This is a genomic window from Bacteroidota bacterium, assembly GCA_016715945.1.
Classification (GTDB): Bacteria; Bacteroidota; Bacteroidia; order Bacteroidales; family F082; genus JALNZU01.
On sequence record JADJXJ010000003.1, the window covers coordinates 70,179 to 90,786 of the forward strand.

The window sequence follows — 20,608 nt, forward strand, 5'->3', positions numbered from 1 at the left end:
TCTTTAACTTCAATGAGCGCTGAATTTATTTATGCAGAAATGATAAAGTTTTAACGGAATTGTATGGTTTGCGGAAACCTGGATGCGCGAAAAGAGTAAAAGCAATTGTGAGTTTTTTCGCCATGATGCGTTGGGCATAAACGTTTGGGTTTTATTTTTACAGGTTATTATGAAGCAAAAACCAAAAATGCGCTTATGAAGCAGGCAAGGCTACGCCATATTGTGTTTGTTGTAAGTCTGGCAGGTCTTATGTTCGTGGCCGGCCATGTCAGAGCTTTTGCGCAGGATGGTTTTCTGGGGCCTGACCGCAGCATCTGCCTCAACGACAGCACAGTCATCGAAGCTCCTCTGGCTTTCAGTTATTTATGGAGCACAGGGGCCACCACCCGTTTTATTATTGCCCGGCCTTCGGTAACGACCGATTATTGGGTAAGACTCACCAATTTTCAGGGCCAGACCCAGCGCGACACCATCAGGGTGAATGTGTTGCCATTGCCCGATGTGCAGATCAGTCCGGCCACTGCCAGCCTGTTGCCCGGCGAGGCTGTGTTGCTTACAGCCTCAGGTGCGCAATCTTATGCATGGACCGGAGGCCCCAATACCGCAACCTTTTTTGTGCGGCCACATCTGCCCCAGAATACCTATACCGTCAGAGGCACAGGCGCCAACGGTTGCTCCAGCATGGCATCGGCAAGCGTCAATGTGATCTACACCACAGTTCCTGATTTCGAATATACCCGCACCTGCATAGGCGACAGCACCTTTTTTACTGCCCGTATTCAAACCAACGACACCGTGCTGTCGGTGCTGTGGGATCTGGATGCCGACCTGCAGTTCGACGATGCTGCGGGCAATACTGCAAAATACCTCTTTGACAGTCCGGGCGAACGTCTTGTGGGTATCAGGGTGATTACCAGGCACAGCAGCCTTCCGCACTCGGCCTATTTTCCGGTGGTGGTGGGCGATTATCCCTTGCTGAACTTTGTGCATGCCCCGGCATGTGCCGGCGCGCCAATACGTTTTACCGACCAGTCGCGGGTACAGGTAGGCTTTCCCGAGCAATGGAAATGGACCATCGGACAGAGCACCTACACCAACCAGCATCCTGACCACACCTTTAACCAGCCGGGCATGTACCAGGTCAGCTTGCGGGTGACCACCACCTCAGGTTGTACCGACTCCATTACCCGGCAAGTGAATGTGCTTAACCCGCCCAACTTTACCATTCAGTTTCAGGATGGCCAGCCTTTCCAATCGCCTTACACCAAATACCGTTTCGACACCGTGCGCCTTCGCGTGGCAGGAACCCTCGACTCGGCCATATGGAACAACCAGGTCAGGAACCTCAACTATGCCACCACGCTTCCGGGCAACTATACCGTAAAAGGCTATCGCCTGGGATGCCAGACACAAAAAAGTTTTGTGATCCAGCAAAGCGAGTTCGATTACGATCCGGGCTTCAAAGTTCAGAACATTCTCACGCCCAATGGCGATGGCCACAACGACGTGTGGAAGATCGATATTTTGAACAGCATTCGGCCGGCAAGGGTGACGATATATACACGCTCGGGACTTAAAGTGTTCGAATCGACGAATTACAACAACGACTGGGCCGGCACCTTCAACGGCAACCCTTTGCCGGAGGGTTCGTATTTTTATGTGATTGAAGGCGCCCGGGGTCAGGTTTTTAAAGGAACGATAACCCTCTTGCGATGAAAAAGCTGCTCAGAACCATGATGTTATTTCTGTTGTCCGGGGCTTTTTCGGTGCACGGGCAACAGTTTCCGCTCACGAATCATTATGTGCAGAACCCATACAGCCTTGGGCCACAATTTGCAGGTGCGCGCAGTCAGGGCGAGTTTTTCTTCAATTATCGGAAGGACTGGGTGAACATCAATCCCGCTCCTGAAACCATGCGGTTCAACACCAATTTCGGGGTGGGCGCCGGCCTCTACCTTGGGGCTGAAGCCTTTCTCGACAGGGTGGACATCCTCGAACGGTTCAAAGGTTTGCTCAGCATGAGCTACAAGCTTCAGATGACCGAAGAACAATACCTGCATTTTGGTATCAACGGACAAATTTATCAGAACAGCATCAACCTGAGCCGCCTTCAGGGCGATCTGAGTGATCCCTTGTTTCAGAACCTCGACCAGCTGACCAAGCTCAACTTCAATGCCGGATGGGGCATCATGTACGCCAATCCATGGTTTGAAGCCGGTTTGGGTATGCCCGTATTGCTGCGCACACCTGATGCGTATGTGCTTCATAGCCAGGGCAACTATGCATTTGAACGCGAGTTTCTGTTTCATGCTGCCGGACGTGTCCCCCTGGCCGACAATGCCTTTATGATGCCCATGCTTTTGGTCAGGCACACCTCAAACCAGCCCACCGGCATCGACGCATCGGTCAATCTGGTTTTCAATGACCAGGTGTGGATAGGCGGTTTGTATCGCAACAGCCAGGCATTTGCCATTCTGGTGGGCGGCCGGCTGGTGAATGCCATGCAGCTCACCTACTCCTATGAGGCAGGCATCGGAGGTTACCATTATCGCTCAGGCGGCACCCACGAACTGAGCCTGGGATTCCGGTTTGGCGAAACAGGCAGTACCACTGGCTCGTCCAGATACTCCACAGGTGGACCGCCACAACGCACCAAAAAACGCGACAACAACAAACGCTATATGCTCCATGAATATCAGCAGATGTACGAACAAAAATACAGGAGGGACTAAACCATGAAGCTTCTTTACCAACCAATAGCTATCCTCTTGTTGCTGCTTTTCAGCCATATTGGCTTGAATGCACAAACAGCCGATTTCACGGCCAGCCCGTTAACAGTTTGCATTGGCCAGCCTGTGACTTTCACCGACAACTCTTCCGGCACCACGGGTACAGTAACATACTCGTGGGACTTTGGCGCCGGTGCAAGTCCGGCTACCGCCAATACTGTTGGGCCGCACACGGTGACGTATTCCACTGCGGGGTATAAAACTGTTTCGCTTACCATTACCGACGACAATGGTACGGATACCGAAACCAAGGTCGACTACATTGAGGTACTGCCCAACAATACCATCACCCTGAGTTCGGCACCCGGAACCAACAACCAGACCCTCTGCCACGGAAGCCCTATCACCACCATCACCTACAACACCACCGGAGCCACGGGTGCCACCTTCACCGGCTTGCCGACTGGTGTTTCGGGCAACTGGGCGTTGAATGTGGTCACCATCAGCGGTACACCACTTAACCCGGGCACTTATAACTATACGGTAAACCTTACTGGCGGATGCGGCACGGTTGTCGCCTCCGGCAGCATAACTGTGAACGCCATACCAAGTCCTGCAGTATCCATCACCTCAAGCGAATCGACAGTGTGCACCGGTACGCTGGTCAGTTTTACAGCCACACCCACAGCTCCTGGCGCTACACCTATTTACCAATGGCGGGTGAATGGCAATCCGGTTGGGCCGAACCTGCCCACGTTCAGTTATACACCCAACAACGGTGACAATGTGTGGGTCGAGATGACCAGCTCGCTGGACTGCTCGCCAGGTATGGTTAGCTCGAACATTCTGACGATGACAGTAAGTCCCGTCATCACACCTTCGGTAAGCATCAGCGGCCTCAATCCGGTTTGCCAGGGAACCAGTGTGACCTACACTGCCACACCCACCAGCGCAGGCAACAACCCCACCTACCAGTGGTATGTGAACAATGTGCTGCAGGTGGGCGCAACAACTTCCACATTTTCCTACACGCCCCTCAATGGCGACCAGGTGCACGCAGTGGTGCAATCTAGCGCCTGCACCGGGGCTACGGCCAATTCCAATGTCATCACCATGACAGTGAATCCCAATGTCACTCCCTCGGTGAGCATCGTGGGGGCCAGCATCGTATGTGCCGGAACACCTGTCACTTATACGGCGGTGCCTGTCAACGGAGGAATCTCACCATCCTATCAGTGGAAAGTGAACAATGTGAATGCCGGAACCAACAGTCCCTCATTTACTTACACTCCATCAAACGGAGATGTGATCACCGTAGAGCTCACTTCAAGCGCCAGCTGCCTCACAACCACCACCGCCACCAGCCTGCCCCTCACCATGACCGTGAATCCCACCCTCCCTGTGGCCGTCACCATAGCTGCCGACGACCCGGATCTGGAGGTGTGTACAGGCACCTTGGTCACCTTCACCGCCACGCCTTCAAATCAGGGAGCTACACCCGTTTATCAGTGGAAAGTGAACGGCAACAATGTAGGAACCAACAGTGCTACCTACGCCTATATCCCTGTAAATGGCGACCAGATTCAGGTGCAGCTCACTTCGAGCGAGGTATGTGCCATTGGCAACCCGGCAAGCTCGAACATCCTGACCATGACGGTACTTAACCAATTGATCGCCGGTGTTTTGGTGGCCCCCGATGCCAACAATGTGTGTGAAGGCACAGTGGTCAACTTTACTGCCACCCCTTTCAACGGAGGCACCAGCCCCATTTATCAGTGGAGGGTCAATGGCGTGAATCAGGGTGGCCCTACTACCAGCAATACGTTTAGCTACGCACCTGCCAATGGCGACCAGGTTACCGTACAGATGACTTCGAACGAGAGTTGTGTGCTGAGTGCCATAGCTACCTCAAATCCCGTGACCATGAATGTGACCCCTGTGGTTACGCCGGCTATTCAGGTTTTTGCTACTCAAACCGAGGTTTGTGCCGGCGAGCAGGTGGCATTTACCACCCTGGCCACCCACGGAGGCACATCGCCTGCTTACCAGTGGAAAGTGAACAATGTGAATGTGGGCACCAACAGCCCCACTTACACCTACACCCCGGCCAATGGCGATGTGGTGCGCGTTGAGCTGACTTCCAGCCTGAGCTGCGTGAGCGCCCCCACGGTGATTTCGCCTCCTTTAACCCTTACCGTCAATCCCATCCTCCCGGTGAGTGTCAGCATCAGCCCGGCTACTGTGGACATCTGTGCCGGACAAAATGTGGATTTTACCGCCTCGCCCGTCAACGGAGGCGCCAGCCCGATATTCCAATGGAAGGTGAATAATGTGAATGTGGGCAACAATGCCCCCGACTTTTCCTACACGCCCGCCAATGGCGACCAGATTGCGGTGGTGCTCACCTCGAGCGAGCAATGCAAATCGGGCAGCCCGGCCACTTCGAACATCGTAGCAGCCGTGGTGGCGCCCTCTCCTTCGGTCAACCTCACCTACACCGACAGCAACACACCCAAGTGCGTGAACGACAGCATCTTCATGCAAACCCCCTTCAACCCCTCCTACGAATATAAGTGGTACAAAAACGGCGACCTGGTGTTGCAAGGCACAGGTGCCGGATTCAATACCTACAAGTTTAAGCTGACGGCCACCACCACAGTCAAAGTGGTTGTAAAGCTCAACGATTGCGAGCTGGAAGATGAAGAAACCATTGTGGCACACCCCCTGCCTGCCATTCAGCTCAATGCCAGCGCACCTGAGGTTTGTTCCGGTTCGCCTGTCACACTCACTTTGCTTGGTGTTTCGGGCACCACATGGAACTGGATACACCCCGACACCCTGGCCAATTTTACGCCCATCACCATCTACCCCCATCAGACAGGCAACCAGGTGTTTTCTGCCAAAGCCACCACATTCTACGGTTGTACCGACACGGCTTATGTTACCGTGAATGTACTCGCACCACCCCCGGTCACCATCACTGCCATAGGAGGCCCCACTGCCTGCACCAGCCAGCCCAAAGAATTTACAGCCACACAAAACAGCAATTACAATTATAAATGGTATGTGGGAGGACAGTTGAAACCTCTGGCTACAACCCACATGTTCAGCGACACCATTAAAGGAACAAATCCTGTTTATGTGAGGGTGGAAGTGACCAACACCCTCACCGGCTGCAAGAATGCCGACTCGGTACTCGTCAATCCGGTGCAGGCCCCCATCCTGAATATGGATGTAAGCAAATACCAGCTTTGCCTTGGCGACCAAACCTTTATTGTGCTCTCGTCACCAAGTCCTCCTCCGGTCAATTTTGCCTGGGGCGACGGCCTGCAGGGCAATGTGCTCACCCGCGGATTTATACCCACCCAGGATACGACCATCTGGGCGGAGGCCATCAATGCCACGGGATGCATTACCCGGAAATATGTCGATATCCTGGTACGCGACACCCTGGCGTTCAGCATCGTATCGTCCAATGGCAACTCGCCTGTGTGCATTGGCAGCGAAGTGATGTTCAATGCACCGGTGGCACCCAGCTACAAATACCAGTGGTATGTAAACGGCGTGCTTCTTCCAAACGCCAAAACTGCAACGCTGACGCGCACATTTACGCAAAACTCTGTGGTCAGGGTCATTGTCACCGACACGGTAGTCGGCTGTGGCGGCTCGGCCTTCAAGCAAATCACCACCCGGGTGGCACCCATATTTAACCTTGGACCCGATTTGCAGGTCTGCGAAAAAGAGGTAGTTCACCTGAGTGGTCCGGCAGGCGACGGCTTTAGCTACAAGTGGTTTCTCAACAACGAGTTAGTGCCATTCAGCACGAACAGAGAAATCAATTTTATGGTTCCTCAGGGCACAAGCACACTCAGGCTCGAAGCGTCTTCGGCGGAGGAATGCACCACCACCGACGAATTGGTGATCACCTCAAAGCCCATCCCCGGCATCACGGTAAGCGCCAGCAACAGCGCCATCTGTGCCGGAGACTATGTGGATCTGACCTTCCAGACCAACGGTGCAACCAGCACCATCTGGTGGGACAATTTCTCGGGCAATATCAACCCGCGAAGGTTCTATCCCTTTGGTTCCGATACCACTTACATTTTCTGGGCTGAGGCCATCAATGGCTACTCCTGCACCAACCGCGACTCTGTAGAGGTTTATGTGAGGGCCTTGCCCGAAGTGCCCCTGACCATCGCAGGCGGTTCGAATGTGATTTGTGATCAGGCCAATGCCACCATCACCGGTCCGCAAGTGCCCGGACATCAATACCAGTGGTTTATCGATAATCAGCCGGCAGGTACCAACAGCCACCAGCTCACTTTTAAAGTAACCAAGGATGTGGTGGTCAGGCTCAGGGTAACCGATGCCTTTGGATGTGTCAACGAGAACCAGGTGGCCATCCAATCGCTCAACCTGCCCGGAATCATCCTTCAACCCGACACCCTCGAAGTGTGCCAGGGCCAGGAATTTCTGCTGACCATCAACAACCAGCACGTCGTGTCGACGGCCTGGTTCGACGGCCTGCTGGGTAACCTGCTTCAGCGAACTTTTGTGGCCAATCAGGTAGGCACCTATATTTATTGGGCCGAGGGGTACAATGCGGCCGGTTGCCTCAGCCGCGATACCACACTGGTAGTTGTTCATCCAAATCCGGTGGCGCAGATCATTCCGCCACCCAACGGACTCATCGCCTGCCAGCACTCGGAAGTGGTGTTAACTGCACTGCAGGATGTGGGCTATAGCTACAAATGGTTTAAAGACGGCGTGGAAGTAGCCACCACACCCATATACAGCTATATAGCCGATTTCACCAGCCTGATCCGGCTCGAGGTGACCAACGCATTTGGATGTGTCAAATCGGACGAAGTAACCATTGTTGTCAATGAAGCTCCTATCGTCAACCTCGGTCCCGACCAGGCCATCTGTGTCGGTTATGTGGCCGAATTCAGCAGTCCCACCGGACCAGGCATCACCCACACCTGGCTGGTCAATGGAATTCCTGTGAGTGGCAACCCGGTGTACAGGTTTAAAGTTACGCAAAACATCACCCTCCGGCTCGAAGTGGCCACCCCTCAAGGTTGTTTTGCCGCTGATGAAGTGGTTATCACCACCCTGCCATCGCCAACCATCAATCTGAGCCCCGACAATCAGACCATCTGCCTGGGCGAACAGGCCATCCTGAACCTGACAACCAATGGCACCTCGTTCATCTGGTGGGATGGGCTGGGCACCAACTTACATCTTCGCAGTTTCCTGCCGGCCTTTGGCGACAGCACCTATGCTTTCTGGGCTGAGGCCATTGGTGCCAATGGCTGCCGGGCACGCGACACAAGCTATGTGAATGTACGTAACCAACCAGAATTCAGCCTGCAAATTCAGGGCGGCAACAACACCGTGTGCAAAGGCGCTACGGCTACCTTTGTTGGCCCTCAGGATCCAGATTATCAATATGAATGGTTTGTCAATAACCTGCCTGTGGCAGGCAATACCCACCAGCTCACTTATCCCATTTTGCAAGATTCATGGGTCAGGTTGCGAGTAACCGACAACTTTGGCTGCACTTCGTCCGATTCGCTGCAGATTTTCATTCACACTGCTCCTGGCATTATTCTGACACCGGACACATTGGATGTGTGTGTCGGAAACAGTTTTACGCTGACAATTGATCCGCAGCATATTCTTTCGTTCAACTGGTGGGACAACCTGGCGGGCAACCAGACCAGCCGTACGTTTCTGGCCAATCAGGTGGGCACCTTTATCTATTGGGCCGAGGGCATCAACAGCATAGGTTGCGTTTCGCACGATACGGCTGTGATCAATGTGCGTCCATTGCCTAATGCCGTGATTCTGACGCCAATGGGTACATCAATCTGTGCGGGCGATACCATGACGCTGCTTGCGTCCGTAGAGGGCGACAATACCTACGAATGGTTTGTCAACAATGTGCTTGTGGCCACAGGTGCTGAGTATAGCTTCCCGGCCATGGAGTCGGATACAGTAAGCCTTTTAGTAACCAATGAGTTCGGATGTACGCGCACACGCAATGTTTTCATCCAGGTCAATCCGACGCCCGTAATCAACATCAATCCGCTTCAACAAGCCTGCCTGGGCGAAACACTGGAATTTGAAGCTCCTGTTGGCCCTGGTTTCAGTTACAAATGGTTCCTTAATGGTGTACTGACCAGCACCGACACAACTTTCAGCCTCCTCGTGGCCGATACTGTGGTCATCAGGCTCGAAGTCAGCACGGTATTTGACTGTTTCGATGCATTGGATATCCTGGTCATTCCGCTGATCAGTCCGAAAATGACACTGACGTCCTCGGACACAGACCTTTGCCTTGGCCAGAGTGTGACCCTCACAGCCAGTGTAAGCGATGCCGCCGATTTCAGGTGGTGGGATGGCTTTACAGGCCTTACCCGCATTGTAACTCCCGCCGACACCGGTTTGGTGCGTTACTGGGCCAGGGTCATCAGTCCGGACAACTGTATTGTGTACGACACCCTTGATGTGATGGTGCGGCCAAACCCGCAGGCAAGGATGAAAATAAGCGAAGGTGCACCAACAGTTTGCCAGTTCAGCGAGGTCACTTTCTCGGTGCGCGAAACCAGCAACGTACCCATCTCGCACGTCATCTGGAACAATAGCGTCGTTCAGCCCATGGGCAACGATACGGTGAAGTTTTTCACCAGGCAGTTCAATCAGACGGCCTGGACCAATGTGCGTATGGTTAGCACGTTTGGTTGCAGTGGGTCCGACAGCCTCCTGGTGAACGTGCAGCCGTTGCCGGCCATGACCATTACCCCCGACACCACCATCTGTGCCGGACAACCGCTTACCCTCACTGCCACCGGTGGTTTCAGCTGCATCTGGACCGATACCAGCGGCCAGATTGTCGGTCTGGGCTATACTGTAAATATTCAACCTACTCAAACCAGACGCTATTATGCCACCATCACCGGAGGGCCGCCTTTGGGTTGTCTGCGGCAGGACAGTGTGCTCGTCACGGTGCTCCCGGCGCCCCAAATCACCGTCGAAGCCAGCGACCAGAATGTATGTGGTGGCACCCCCATCATCCTGACAGCTTCCGGTGCGCAATCTTATATCTGGTCAACGGGTCAGACCGGATCGAGTATCACGGTGAGTCCAAACAGCACGACAGTATATAATGTGATTGGCGTTTCGGCCAACGGATGCACCGGAACGGCTTCGATCGAAGTGAACATCATCCCTTCGCCTGTGGTGAGCCTGAGCGGGCTGGCGCCTTATTACTGCCTCAATGATGCGCCGGCTGTGCTTACAGGTACGCCCGCCGGTGGTATTTTCAGCGGACCTGGTATTGTTGGAGGTCAGTTCCGACTGCAGGTGGCCGGCCCCGGTACACATATGATCGTCTATTCCTACCTCAACCCGTTCGGTTGCATTGGCTCCGACACTGCTTTTACCACCGTGGTCAACATCTCAGCCGCCATCAATCTCGGGCCGGATGTGGAGATTTGTCCGCATGAGCAGGTAGAGTTTGATGCCGGTCCGGGATTCCAGCATTACTACTGGAGCACCGGCGACACCACCCGCACCACCATTGTGCGCGGGACCAGCTATTTCCCCGGCACTACCCGCACCATCACTGTGGTAGGCACCATTGCACAGTGTTCGGCGGTAGGTTCGGTTAAGGTGACCGTTCGCAACGACTGTTACATCGGCATAGGCGAAAACGACGACCTGAACCGCATCAGCCTTTCGCCCAACCCCACCCATGGCCGCTTTACCATCAACCACAACTTCCCTGAAGGTGATGTGCTGCGCATCAGCATCTTCAGCAGCCAGGGGGTGAGTGTGTACAGCAGCGAAGACCAGACGTGCACGGCCCTTTCGCCCTGCACCCTCGACCTGGGGTATCTGCCTTCGGGCATTTATTCCGTGCTGGTGGTGCACAAAGGCCGGCAGTATGTGCGCAAGCTTGTGATCATGTAGCAGGGCTCAACCGCTAACCTGAACCCATGGGCAGGATTTTGGCTACTTTTGCACAAAATTCCTGCCCATGAGTCGTTTTATCGGAATTGGCAATGCCCTGGTGGATGTGTTGGTTCAGATACCCGATGCCACCATACTTCATACCCTGGGGCTGCCCAAAGGCAGCATGCAATTGGTTGACTTTGCCCGCGCACGTCAGGTGATGCTTGCCGTGGAGCATTTTGGAAATGCCAAAGCCTCCGGCGGCTCCGCCTCCAATACCATCCATGGTTTGGCGCGTCTGGGCAACGCTACGGCTTTCATCGGCCACATCGGCAATGACGAAACCGGCGATTTTTTCCGCAGCGATATGGAAAAAGCCGGCATCCAACCCATCCTCATCACCAGCAACGATCCCTCAGGCATCGCCCATGCATTGATCACGCCGGATGGAGAGCGCACTTTTGCCACATTTCTGGGGGCAGCGCTCAACCTGAGCGCCGAACACCTTCGTCCTGAGATGTTTGCACAGGCTGAATACCTCTATGTTGAAGGATATCTTGTACAAAATGAGGAGCTGATCATCAAGGCCATGGCCCTGGCCAAAGAAGCCGGATTGAAGGTGGTGCTCGACCTGGCGAGTTACAATGTAGTGGAGGCAAACCGGCCTTTGCTGGAACACCTGCTGAAATCGTACGTGGATATTGTATTTGCCAATGAGGAGGAAGCCAAAGCCCTCACCGGAGGCGATCCGGAGCAAAGCCTGGACTATCTGGGCAGCGTATGCGGGCTGGCAGTGGTTAAACTGGGTGCCAGGGGCGCCCTGGTAAAACGCGGAAGCGAAACCGTACTGGGTCAGGCATTTCAGGCCGATGTGATTGACACTACCGGTGCAGGCGACCTGTTTGCAGCCGGATTTTTGCATGTGCTGGCTTTGGGTGGCACATTGCAGCAGGCAGTCGCTGCGGGTGCCCTGCTGGGCGCAAAGGTGATCGGGCAGCTCGGCCCAAAAATTCCCGATGCCATGTGGCCCCAACTCAGGACACAAATCTCCGGGATCTGAAGCCTGCCTGATGTCCGGTAAAATGCCTGCCTACAGGGCATTGCACCTTATTCAGCATCGTTATAAATAAGCCCGGGCGGCCTGGTTTATTGGCCTTAAATTCATAAATTTGCGCCTTTACGGTACCTTTGGATATTAATTTAATATGAAGTGATATGAAGATTTTTCAGACAGAGGAAATCAGGAACCTGGCGCTGATAGGTGCCGCCAAATCAGGAAAGACCACCTTATCCGAAAATATGCTTTTCGAAGGCAAGGTGATAAACCGCAAAGGCTCGGTTGACGATAAAAATACAGTTTCGGATTACAGGCCCATCGAAACCGAAAGGCAGATATCGGTGCATCTTTCGTTGCTCCACACCCTGCACGACGGCAAAAAGATAAACATCCTCGATGCGCCCGGTTTCAGCGATTACACCGGCGACATCCTCACCGCCTGCCATGCAGCCGATGTGGCGGTGTGCACAGTCAACGGCCAGTCGGGGGTGGAAGCCACCACTGAAAACGCCTGGCGTCAGGCTGCCAAAGCCGGCACACCGGTGGTCTTCTTTATCAATCAGCTCGACCACCACAATGCCAATTTCGACGAAACCGTGCGCCAGCTCAAGGATTACTTCGGCGAAAAGGTGACCCTTGCACAATATCCGCTCAACCCGGGCGAAGGTTTTGATACCATCATCGACCTGATGCTGATGAAGATGCTCAAGTTCAAACCGGGTGGGGGCGAGCCTCAGGTAAGCGATATCCCTGCCGGCGAAATGGCCAAAGCCGAAGAGTTGCACCGCAGCCTGGTTGAAATTGCAGCCGAAGGCGACGAAGCGCTGATGGAAAAATATTTTGAAAACGACACCCTCACCCTCGACGAAATCCGCGAGGGTATCCGCAAGGGGCTTGCCAGCCGCGGCGTATTCCCCGTATTCTGCGGCGCTGCCAAACACGGCGTAGGCGTGCACAGGCTGATGGACTTTGTGAGCAAAACCTGTCCCTCGCCTTCTCAATCGAAAGGCCGCAGCACCACCGATGGCAAAACCTACACCTGCAAAACCTCCGACCCCTCGGCCATGTTCATCTTCAAAATGGCCAACGAACAACACCTGGGCGAAATCTCCATGTTCAAGGTGATGGGCGGCGAAATCAGCGAAGCGCAAGACCTGATCAACCCCCGCACCGGCAACAAGGAACGCATCTCGCAACTCTTTGTGGTGAACGGCAAGAACCGCGAAAAGGTCGAAAAGGTGGTGGCCGGCGACATTGCCGTTACCATCAAGCTTAAAGACGCCCGCACCAACGACAGCCTGATGGATTCCAAGGCTGCAGATGCTCCCTTCGAACCTATTGTGTATCCGGAACCTTTGTTCTCGGTGGCCATCAAAGCTGTCAACTCCAACGACGACGAAAAGCTCGGAAGTGTGCTGCAGGACATGCACCGCACCGACCCCACCATCATCGCCAACCTCTCGCGCGAGCTCAAGCAGCTCATCCTGCAGTGCCAGGGCGAATACCACCTCAACACCGTGAAGTGGTACCTCGACAATGTATTCAAAATTGATGTGGTCATCTCATCACCCAAGATACCCTACCGCGAAACCATCACCAAATCGGCCAAAGCCGACTACCGCCACAAGAAACAATCGGGTGGTGCCGGACAGTTTGGCGAAGTGCACCTGATGGTTCAGCCGTATTTTGAAGGCTACAAAGACCCCAACGATTTTCCGGTGCGCGGCAAGGAAGAACACAACCTGCCCTGGGGCGGTAAGCTGGTGTTCAACAACTGTATTGTGGGTGGCTCGATCGATGCCCGCTTCATGCCGGCCATCCTCAAAGGCATCATGGAACGCATGGAAGAAGGTCCGCTTACCGGTTCGTATGCCCGCGACATCGTCGTGTATGTGTACGACGGCAAAATGCACCCTGTGGACTCAAACGAAATTTCGTTCAAACTGGCCGGTCGCAACGCCTTCAGCATCGCCTTCAAAAATGCCGGACCAAAGATCATGGAACCTATCTACGATGTGGAAGTGCGCATGCCCGAAGACATGATGGGTTCGGTGATGACCGACCTGCAGGGACGCCGCGCCGTGATTATGGGGATGGATTCCGACGGAAAATACCAGGTGATCCGCGCCAAGGTACCCCTGGCCGAAATGGACCGCTACAGCACCTCGCTCAGTTCGATCACCTCGGGACGCGGCAGCTTCAGCATGAAATTTGCCGAATATGCTCAGGTGCCCGGAGATGTGCAGACCAAACTGCTCAAAGAATACGAAGAAAAGCAAAAAGACGAGGATTAATTATCCGCTTCGTCAATCAAATAAAAAAGGCCGCCGGAAATGGTGGCCTTTTTTGGTCTCATGGTGTCGATTACAATCAATCAACGGATAAATACAAACCGGATGACTCCGCCACTCATGCCAGGCCCGTTGTTATACATGTGGCGCGAGGCAATTACCTTGGTGTTGAACGGAATATCGTTGATATAAGCCTCTTCGGGCATGCGAAACCGCTGATTGAGGGCCTGTTCCGAAAGCGCCTGTGTGGCAATGCTGCGGGTGTCGAACGGGATGTCGTCCACATAGGGTTCCTCCGATGGACGAAACTCGGCCGTAAACCTGCTGGCCTGCACCGAATCGAAAATAGCCCTGGTGTCGAATGGAATGTCGTCGATGTATGTTTCGTCATTGTGGACAAAGTTGCCGGCCCTGAGGCCAAACGATGAAAGCATGAGCATGGTGCCGATAAGGAAGGTTGCTGTTTTCATGGTATGAAGTGTTTTTTTGTTACACTTCCTATGACGTAATACCATGCCAAAAGTTACAATATACACCAAATCAATGTTTTGCAATAATACAAGCAAACTTAATGTCTTGTGAACGAAATGGTTCGTACACCAACTGTTCGGTACCGGACACTTAAGGGAGAAAGTGAATTACGGGGTAGGGGGGAGTTTTTTTAGCAATTAATGGCTAAGCCGGAAAGCTTGCCGCGGGCGCTGGCTCCTTTCGGATCTGTAACGCTCAATAATCTTTGCAAAATGCTCAATATCAACTGGTTTCAGCAGATAATCATAAGCGCCGTATCGCTCAGCCTTTGATTCGAATTTAGCATAAGCTGTAACAAAGATGACGTCGAAACGGCGGATTGGGAAGCGCTCAAGCAGGTCGAAACCCGTACCCCTGGGCATATCCACATCCAGAATAACCAGCTCAGGTTCGGTTTGTTTAATCTTTTCCCAGGCCTGGTCGATGAGGTTGGCGGTCATAACCACCTCGGCATCTTTGCAGTATTCCCTGACAATCATTTCCAGAAGTGCCACCGCATCGGGTTCGTCGTCCACAATACCTATTCTGAGCTTATCCATGCGTTTTGGTTTTTGCGTGACCCGGAAAGCGGAGCCTGGCCAGGGTTCCGGCAGCTTGGCCCGATTCCGAGAACAGGTCGGTAATTTCGAGTCTGATTTGGGTTTGTCTGCTTTTGTTGATCAAAAATATCCTTTTTTCGGTGATGGGCAGGCCAAGCGAGGACTTTTTTTCCGGACGCAGTTTGGCTGCTGCGGCCCGCCCAATGCCATTGTCTTCAACTTCAGCCAGCAGGTCTTGTCCCTCCAGCCTGAAACGCAGCTCGATTTTTCCGCCGCTTTCGAGCGCTTTCAGGCCGTGTTGTATGGCATTTTCGACCAGGGGCTGGATGAGAAATACAGGGATCAAGGTTTTTTCGGTGTCTATCTGCGGGTCGCACGTAATCGCGTAGGTGAAACTTTGATGCGCCCGTGCCGACTCGAGCTCAAGGTATTGGCCCAAAAGCTGCATTTCGGCAGCCAGACTGGTGTCGGGTTTTTGGGCATTATCGAGCATGGCACGCATAAACCCGGCAAAGCGCGAAAGATAGCGGCTCGAAGCCAGCTTGTCGTTTTCGACAATGAAACGTTGCACCGTGTTGAGGGCGTTGAAAATGAAATGTGGATTCATCTGCAAGGCCAAAGCCTCCTGCTGGAAGCGCCACATGTCGTTGAGCAAGTTGCGTTGCCTCAGAATCTGACGACCCACCAGGTAAACAATGCCCGACATAAGCAAGATGCCTGTCAGCACCATCAAGGCGATAAACCACCATTGTTTCCAGTAAGGTTTCAGCACACGGACAAAAATCTTCTCAGATGCCGGCGACCAGCTGCCATCAGGGTTTCTTACTTCTACTTCGAACACATAATTTCCTGGTGGGAGAAAAGGATAGGCGGCAGTCGTTTGCTGGTTGACGACCCATTCGCTTTCCAGCCCCAGCAGCCGATGCCTGTAGGTATGACGTTCCTGCAGGAAAAAGGATATGGCGAAATAATTGATTATTAGATTGTTATCGCTATACTTTAATTCAATTCGCTGGTCAAAATCTCTAACTTGCAGTCGGCCGGCCGCAACAGCGGTTATGTGACAGGGCATGCGGATGCGTTGGAGCAGGTTGGTATCGGGGACAAGAAAACTGATAAACCCGGCACTTGCGGCCACGATGCGGTTGTTGCCCACGGTCATGGCCGAAACCTCGTTGGCAAGCAGTCCATAACCCGCCGTGATGTTTTGTATCAGCCTGAGGCTGTCGCCACTGCGGTGATCAGGAGCAACAATCGAGATGCCTCTGTTGGTTCCGGCCACCAGAAGATTGCCTTTAAACTCAAGAAATGAAACCGAAGAAGAGGGCAAACCACTTTGCCTGCCGAATTTAATCAGGGTATCGGGAGTAAGCAGCATCAGGCCGGCCTGACGGGTACCAATCCACAAGCTGTCGTTGCGGTACCTCAGGGCTGTGATGCGTGTTTCAGGAAGACCAAACTGAAGCTGTTTTTCAAGCCTGCCATTGGCATAAAGGTACAAACCTTTCTGGCTGCCTACAAACACCCTGCCGTCTGGTGCTGTCTCCAGAGCTTCGACCCTGTGGGTGATTCCTTCTCCGGTGTTTGGCACCCAGATATCTCCATTTTTTAATCCATAAAATCCGGCGTAAGTGCCTACCCACAATATCCCGCTCGTGGTATCCATATGCAGATTTTTCACTCCGTAATTCTTCCAGGGCTGCCTCAGTGCTGCCATAATTGGCAAATAGGTGTTTGTTTTCGTATCAAGACACAACAACCCCCTGTTGGTTCCCACCCATAACCTGCGGCCATCCGGATCGGGCTGGATGGCGCTGATGACGGTATCGCCCGCAGTTTTAAGCCGGTGGATTTGGTTTTGTGAAGCATCAAAACCTCCGAAAACGGCAAAAGAGGCATACCAGAGGGTGCCTTTTTTGTCGTATTTGAGATCAATTATTTTGTCCTGCCGGTACATATTTGGCGGCACAATCACCTTGTTTTGCTGCTCGGGGATGTAGAAAATACCCGAGTTGAGCGAGGTAAACCATAATCCGCCTTCTTGGTCGCGGCAGAACGACGAGATGGGTTCGCCGTCCAGAAATACTTCAATTTCATTGAGTTCCCTGTCCAGCAGTCTACCTCCGCCCCCTTGTGTAGATAGCCAGATGCGTCCGTCGTGGTCGAAACCCATGCGGATGATGGCATAGGGTAGCTTGCGGGCGCCAACGATGCGGCCTTTGCGGATATGCAAAAGCACATCTTTTTCGGAATAGTAGATGTCCGGCCCCTGATGCAGCAGGTTGTAGTGATGAACGAAGATCTTGGATTTGAAATACTTGCTTACGTTAAAGGTATCAGCAGGCGCATCGGGCCATTGCACGATGAGGGTGTCGGAGATGGGCAGGGCTGCAAAATCAATCATCAGTCGCCCGTCGGCAGCCGGAACCAGCATTGTTGTCCGGTTTTTTCTACGCGGATTCATCTTCATGATCTGGCCAGAGCTATCGATCCTGAAAAGCCCGGTATTTCGCAGCGAGAACCACAAACTGCCCTGGTGGTCTATTTCATAGTCTGTGATGAGGTTGTAGGTAGCCCTCAGGGTGTCGGAAATGTAGGAATGGAGTTTGTCGTTGAATTGGTAGGGATAGATCCTGCCTTTGTGATGGTAACCAAGCAAGCCGTTGAGTGTGACAAACCAAACACGGTTGCGGAAGTCCTTATGAAGAATAAAAATCGGATTCTCCGGCAGGCCATCGTACACATCGTATGTCTTGAACTGATACCCGTCGTAGCGCACCAGCCCGTGGTCGGTGCTGAACCACATATAGCCGTCATCGTCCTGCAGGCCATAGTAAACCTCGCTGGATGGCAGGCCCTGGCGGCTGTCGTATTTTCGGAAAAAATGGTTTTGACCGGCCAGGGGGGTGATTCCGGATGCGAAAAACAATACCAGAAGCAGGCTCAGGTTGCGCATGTCGCAATGGGCTTGTTGCCACAAATGTAACAAGCCGGAGTGCGAAAAACAAAAAAACAGGTGTTTTTTAAGGCGCCTCGGCAATCACCCCGCTGCCGAGACAATAGGGCAGTTCGGGGTGATAAACAACCCCAAACTGTCCGGGTGCAATGCCGGCAATAGGTTGCGCCGACTGCAACATCAGCATTCCTTGCCTGAGCCGGACGGTACCTTTGTAAAAGTCGGGCTGGTGACGAATCTTGAAACGCACCGGCTGGCCTTCTTCCAGACGGAAGCTGTCGTGCAGCAGGTGCATGTCGGTGAGCCATACCTGATCCGAAAGCAGCGACTCGGGATGGACGGCATTTGAAACATACACCACATTTTCGTTTACATCCTTTTTCACCACGTACCAGGGGCCGCCGCTGAGGCCCAGTCCTTTGCGCTGACCGATGGTATGAAACCAGAAACCTTTGTGCTGTCCGAGGACCTTGCCTGTTTCGAGCTCCACGATTTTTCCCGGGCGCTCGCCTGTGTACCGGCGGATAAACTCGTTGTAATTGATCTTTCCCAAAAAGCAGATCCCTTGGCTGTCAGGGCGATGTGCCGAGGGCAGGCGCATTTTTTCGGCTATGGCGCGTACCTCGGCTTTGGTCAGGTCGCCCAGCGGAAACATCAGCTTGCTGAGCTGGCTTTGGGTGATGCGTGCCAGAAAATAGGTCTGATCTTTTACCTGATCGGCTGCACACCCCAGTAACCGTATATTGTCCTGCTCCAGAATGCGGGCGTAATGACCTGTGCTGATGCGATCGAACTGGTTGCCAAAGCGCTCTTCGAAGGCGCCAAACTTGATCATCCGGTTGCACATCACATCGGGGTTAGGGGTCAGGCCTTTTTTCACCGCATCAATGGTGTAGGCCACCACCCGTTCCCAATATTCCTTCTGCAGGTCAACAGTGATGAAATGACAATCGTATTTGTCTGCAATATAGGAAGTTATCTCGATATCTTCTTCCGACGGACAATCGGTATAGCCTGGCACATCTTCCATGCCGATCTTGATATAAAAGATCACCGGATCGAAGCCCTGTGCCTTGAGCAAGGGGATGGTGACCGAGCTATCCACTCCGCCGGAAACCAAAGCGGCTATTTCCATGAGTTTCAGTTTGCGGTGCAAAGTTCGTCATTTTGACCAAACAGGCCCTTGTTGCCGGCGCAACGGTTTGCAATGCCGGTGAAAAAGCGTACCTTTGGTGATTCAATTAACAAACCGCATCCATCTGTAAACCAATACAAAACAGCATATGTACGGTAAGATACAACAACACTTGCAACAGGAGCTCGAAGCCATCAGGCAGGCAGGCCTGTACAAAAGCGAACGCATCATCGTGAGTCCGCAAAACGCCGAAATCACCCTTAACACCGGTCAGCGTGTGCTCAACTTTTGCGCCAACAACTATCTGGGCTTGTCCGACAACCCAAAGCTGATTGAAGCAGCAAAAAAAGCCCTTGATACCCATGGATTTGGCATGAGTTCGGTGCGATTTATCTGCGGCACCCAGGACCTGCACAAAACCCTCGAACGCAAGGTGGCCGAGTTTTTTGGTACGGAAGATACTATCCTTTATGCTGCTGCCTTCGATGCCAATGGCGGCGTTTTCGAACCGCTGTTTGGCGAAGAGGATGCGATTATTTCCGATGCGCTCAACCATGCCTCCATCATCGACGGGGTGCGGCTCAGCAAGGCAAAGCGCTACCGCTACGCCAATGCCGATATGGAAGATCTGGAAAGGCAACTCATTGAAGCACAGGCACAACGCTTCCGCATCATTGTGACCGACGGCGTTTTTTCGATGGACGGCAATGTGGCTCCGATGGATAAGATTGTGGAATTGGCCGAAAAATACGACGCCCTGGTGATGGTGGACGAGTGCCATTCGGCTGGTGTGGTGGGCGAAACCGGCAGGGGTGTAACCGAACTGTTCAACATCCGCGGCAAGGTGGATATCATCACCGGTACACTGGGGAAAGCCTTTGGCGGTGCCATTGGCGGATTTACGACAGGCCGGAAGGAAATCATCGAACTTTTGCGCCAGCGCTCACGCCCCTATCTGTTCAGCAACTCCCTGCCGCCTGTGGTGGTGGCTGCCGGCATCCGAATGTTCGAGATGATGGACGAAACCAACGAGCTGCAGGAAAAACTCCATGCCAATACGGTCTATTTCATGGAAAAAATGCTGGCAGCCGGGTTCGATATCAAGCCCACCCAGTCGGCCATTTGCGCGGTGATGCTTTACGATGCACCGCTGTCGCAAAAGATGGCTGCCCGGCTGCTCGACGAAGGCATCTACGTGATTGGCTTCTACTATCCGGTGGTGCCCAAAGGACAGGCCCGCATCCGGGTACAGCTCTCGGCAGCGCACGAAAAAGAACACCTCGACAAAGCCATTGCCGCATTTACCAAAGTGGGCCGCGAACTGGGTGTAATTAAGTAATAATAAGGCACATACAGACGGGCCGGCGGTTCTTACTCCCGGCCTGTTTTTTTGATTACCACAGCGAGCTGA

Annotated in this window: 10 protein-coding genes; 6 read left to right on the top strand and 4 right to left on the bottom strand. The window is 53.3% G+C overall.

What is annotated here, in order from left to right; genetic code table 11:
* The first annotated feature begins 195 nt into the window (after window positions 1-195).
* The 5 genes from IPM52_10665 to IPM52_10685 all read left to right on the top strand — a co-directional run bounded on the left by IPM52_10665 (window position 196) and on the right by IPM52_10685 (window position 14,039).
* Window positions 196-1,716 carry a gliding motility-associated C-terminal domain-containing protein gene (locus tag IPM52_10665; GenBank protein ID MBK9292070.1) on the top strand — a complete coding sequence of 507 codons (1,521 nt, stop codon included), beginning with the start codon at window positions 196-198 and terminating at the stop codon, window positions 1,714-1,716.
* Window positions 1,713-2,732, top strand: a complete 1,020-nt coding sequence (locus tag IPM52_10670; protein MBK9292071.1) for a PorP/SprF family type IX secretion system membrane protein — start codon at window positions 1,713-1,715, stop codon at window positions 2,730-2,732. The genes IPM52_10665 and IPM52_10670 overlap by 4 nt, the downstream gene beginning before the upstream one ends.
* A 3-nt stretch (window positions 2,733-2,735) precedes the next feature.
* Window positions 2,736-10,706: a hypothetical protein gene (locus IPM52_10675; protein ID MBK9292072.1), complete on the top strand. Its 7,971-nt coding sequence runs from the start codon at window positions 2,736-2,738 to the stop codon at window positions 10,704-10,706.
* A gap of 67 nt (window positions 10,707-10,773) precedes the next feature.
* A complete protein-coding gene (locus IPM52_10680) occupies window positions 10,774-11,748 on the top strand; it encodes an adenosine kinase (GenBank protein ID MBK9292073.1) in 975 nt (324 codons plus the stop codon).
* Between the two features lie 155 nt (window positions 11,749-11,903).
* The gene (locus IPM52_10685) at window positions 11,904-14,039 is read left to right on the top strand and encodes an elongation factor G (protein ID MBK9292074.1); all 2,136 of its coding nucleotides are present in this window, start codon (window positions 11,904-11,906) and stop codon (window positions 14,037-14,039) included.
* 80 nt (window positions 14,040-14,119) lie between these two features.
* Here the strand turns inward: IPM52_10685 and IPM52_10690 are convergent, their stop codons facing one another.
* The 4 genes from IPM52_10690 to mnmA form a co-directional block, all read right to left on the bottom strand.
* Window positions 14,120-14,506: a hypothetical protein gene (locus tag IPM52_10690; protein MBK9292075.1), complete on the bottom strand. Its 387-nt coding sequence runs from the start codon at window positions 14,504-14,506 to the stop codon at window positions 14,120-14,122.
* Between the two features lie 198 nt (window positions 14,507-14,704).
* Window positions 14,705-15,106, bottom strand: a complete 402-nt coding sequence (locus tag IPM52_10695) for a response regulator (GenBank protein ID MBK9292076.1) — start codon at window positions 15,104-15,106, stop codon at window positions 14,705-14,707.
* Window positions 15,099-18,062, bottom strand: coding sequence for a histidine kinase (locus IPM52_10700; protein MBK9292077.1), 2,964 nt, complete (start codon window positions 18,060-18,062; stop codon window positions 15,099-15,101). Before IPM52_10700 ends, IPM52_10695 begins: the two co-directional genes overlap by 8 nt.
* 67 nt (window positions 18,063-18,129) lie before the next feature.
* Window positions 18,130-19,197 carry a tRNA 2-thiouridine(34) synthase MnmA gene (gene mnmA, locus IPM52_10705; protein MBK9292078.1) on the bottom strand — a complete coding sequence of 356 codons (1,068 nt, stop codon included), beginning with the start codon at window positions 19,195-19,197 and terminating at the stop codon, window positions 18,130-18,132.
* A 148-nt stretch (window positions 19,198-19,345) separates the two neighbouring features.
* On the opposite strand from mnmA, the gene kbl reads away from it, so the two are divergent.
* A complete protein-coding gene (gene kbl, locus IPM52_10710; GenBank protein ID MBK9292079.1) occupies window positions 19,346-20,536 on the top strand; it encodes a glycine C-acetyltransferase in 1,191 nt (396 codons plus the stop codon).
* Window positions 20,537-20,608: the final 72 nt, after the last annotated feature.

Bases quoted from the DNA above. Each gene is read 5' to 3' on its own strand.
- IPM52_10665 (MBK9292070.1), top strand. From the start codon at position 196: ATGAAGCAGGCAAGGCTACGCCATATTGTGTTTGTTGTAAGTCTGGCA.
- IPM52_10670 (MBK9292071.1), top strand. From the start codon at position 1,713: ATGAAAAAGCTGCTCAGAACCATGATGTTATTTCTGTTGTCCGGGGCT.
- IPM52_10675 (MBK9292072.1), top strand. From the start codon at position 2,736: ATGAAGCTTCTTTACCAACCAATAGCTATCCTCTTGTTGCTGCTTTTC.
- IPM52_10680 (MBK9292073.1), top strand. From the start codon at position 10,774: ATGAGTCGTTTTATCGGAATTGGCAATGCCCTGGTGGATGTGTTGGTT.
- IPM52_10685 (MBK9292074.1), top strand. From the start codon at position 11,904: ATGAAGATTTTTCAGACAGAGGAAATCAGGAACCTGGCGCTGATAGGT.
- IPM52_10690 (MBK9292075.1), bottom strand. From the start codon at position 14,506: ATGAAAACAGCAACCTTCCTTATCGGCACCATGCTCATGCTTTCATCG.
- IPM52_10695 (MBK9292076.1), bottom strand. From the start codon at position 15,106: ATGGATAAGCTCAGAATAGGTATTGTGGACGACGAACCCGATGCGGTG.
- IPM52_10700 (MBK9292077.1), bottom strand. From the start codon at position 18,062: ATGCGCAACCTGAGCCTGCTTCTGGTATTGTTTTTCGCATCCGGAATC.
- mnmA (MBK9292078.1), bottom strand. From the start codon at position 19,197: ATGGAAATAGCCGCTTTGGTTTCCGGCGGAGTGGATAGCTCGGTCACC.
- kbl (MBK9292079.1), top strand. From the start codon at position 19,346: ATGTACGGTAAGATACAACAACACTTGCAACAGGAGCTCGAAGCCATC.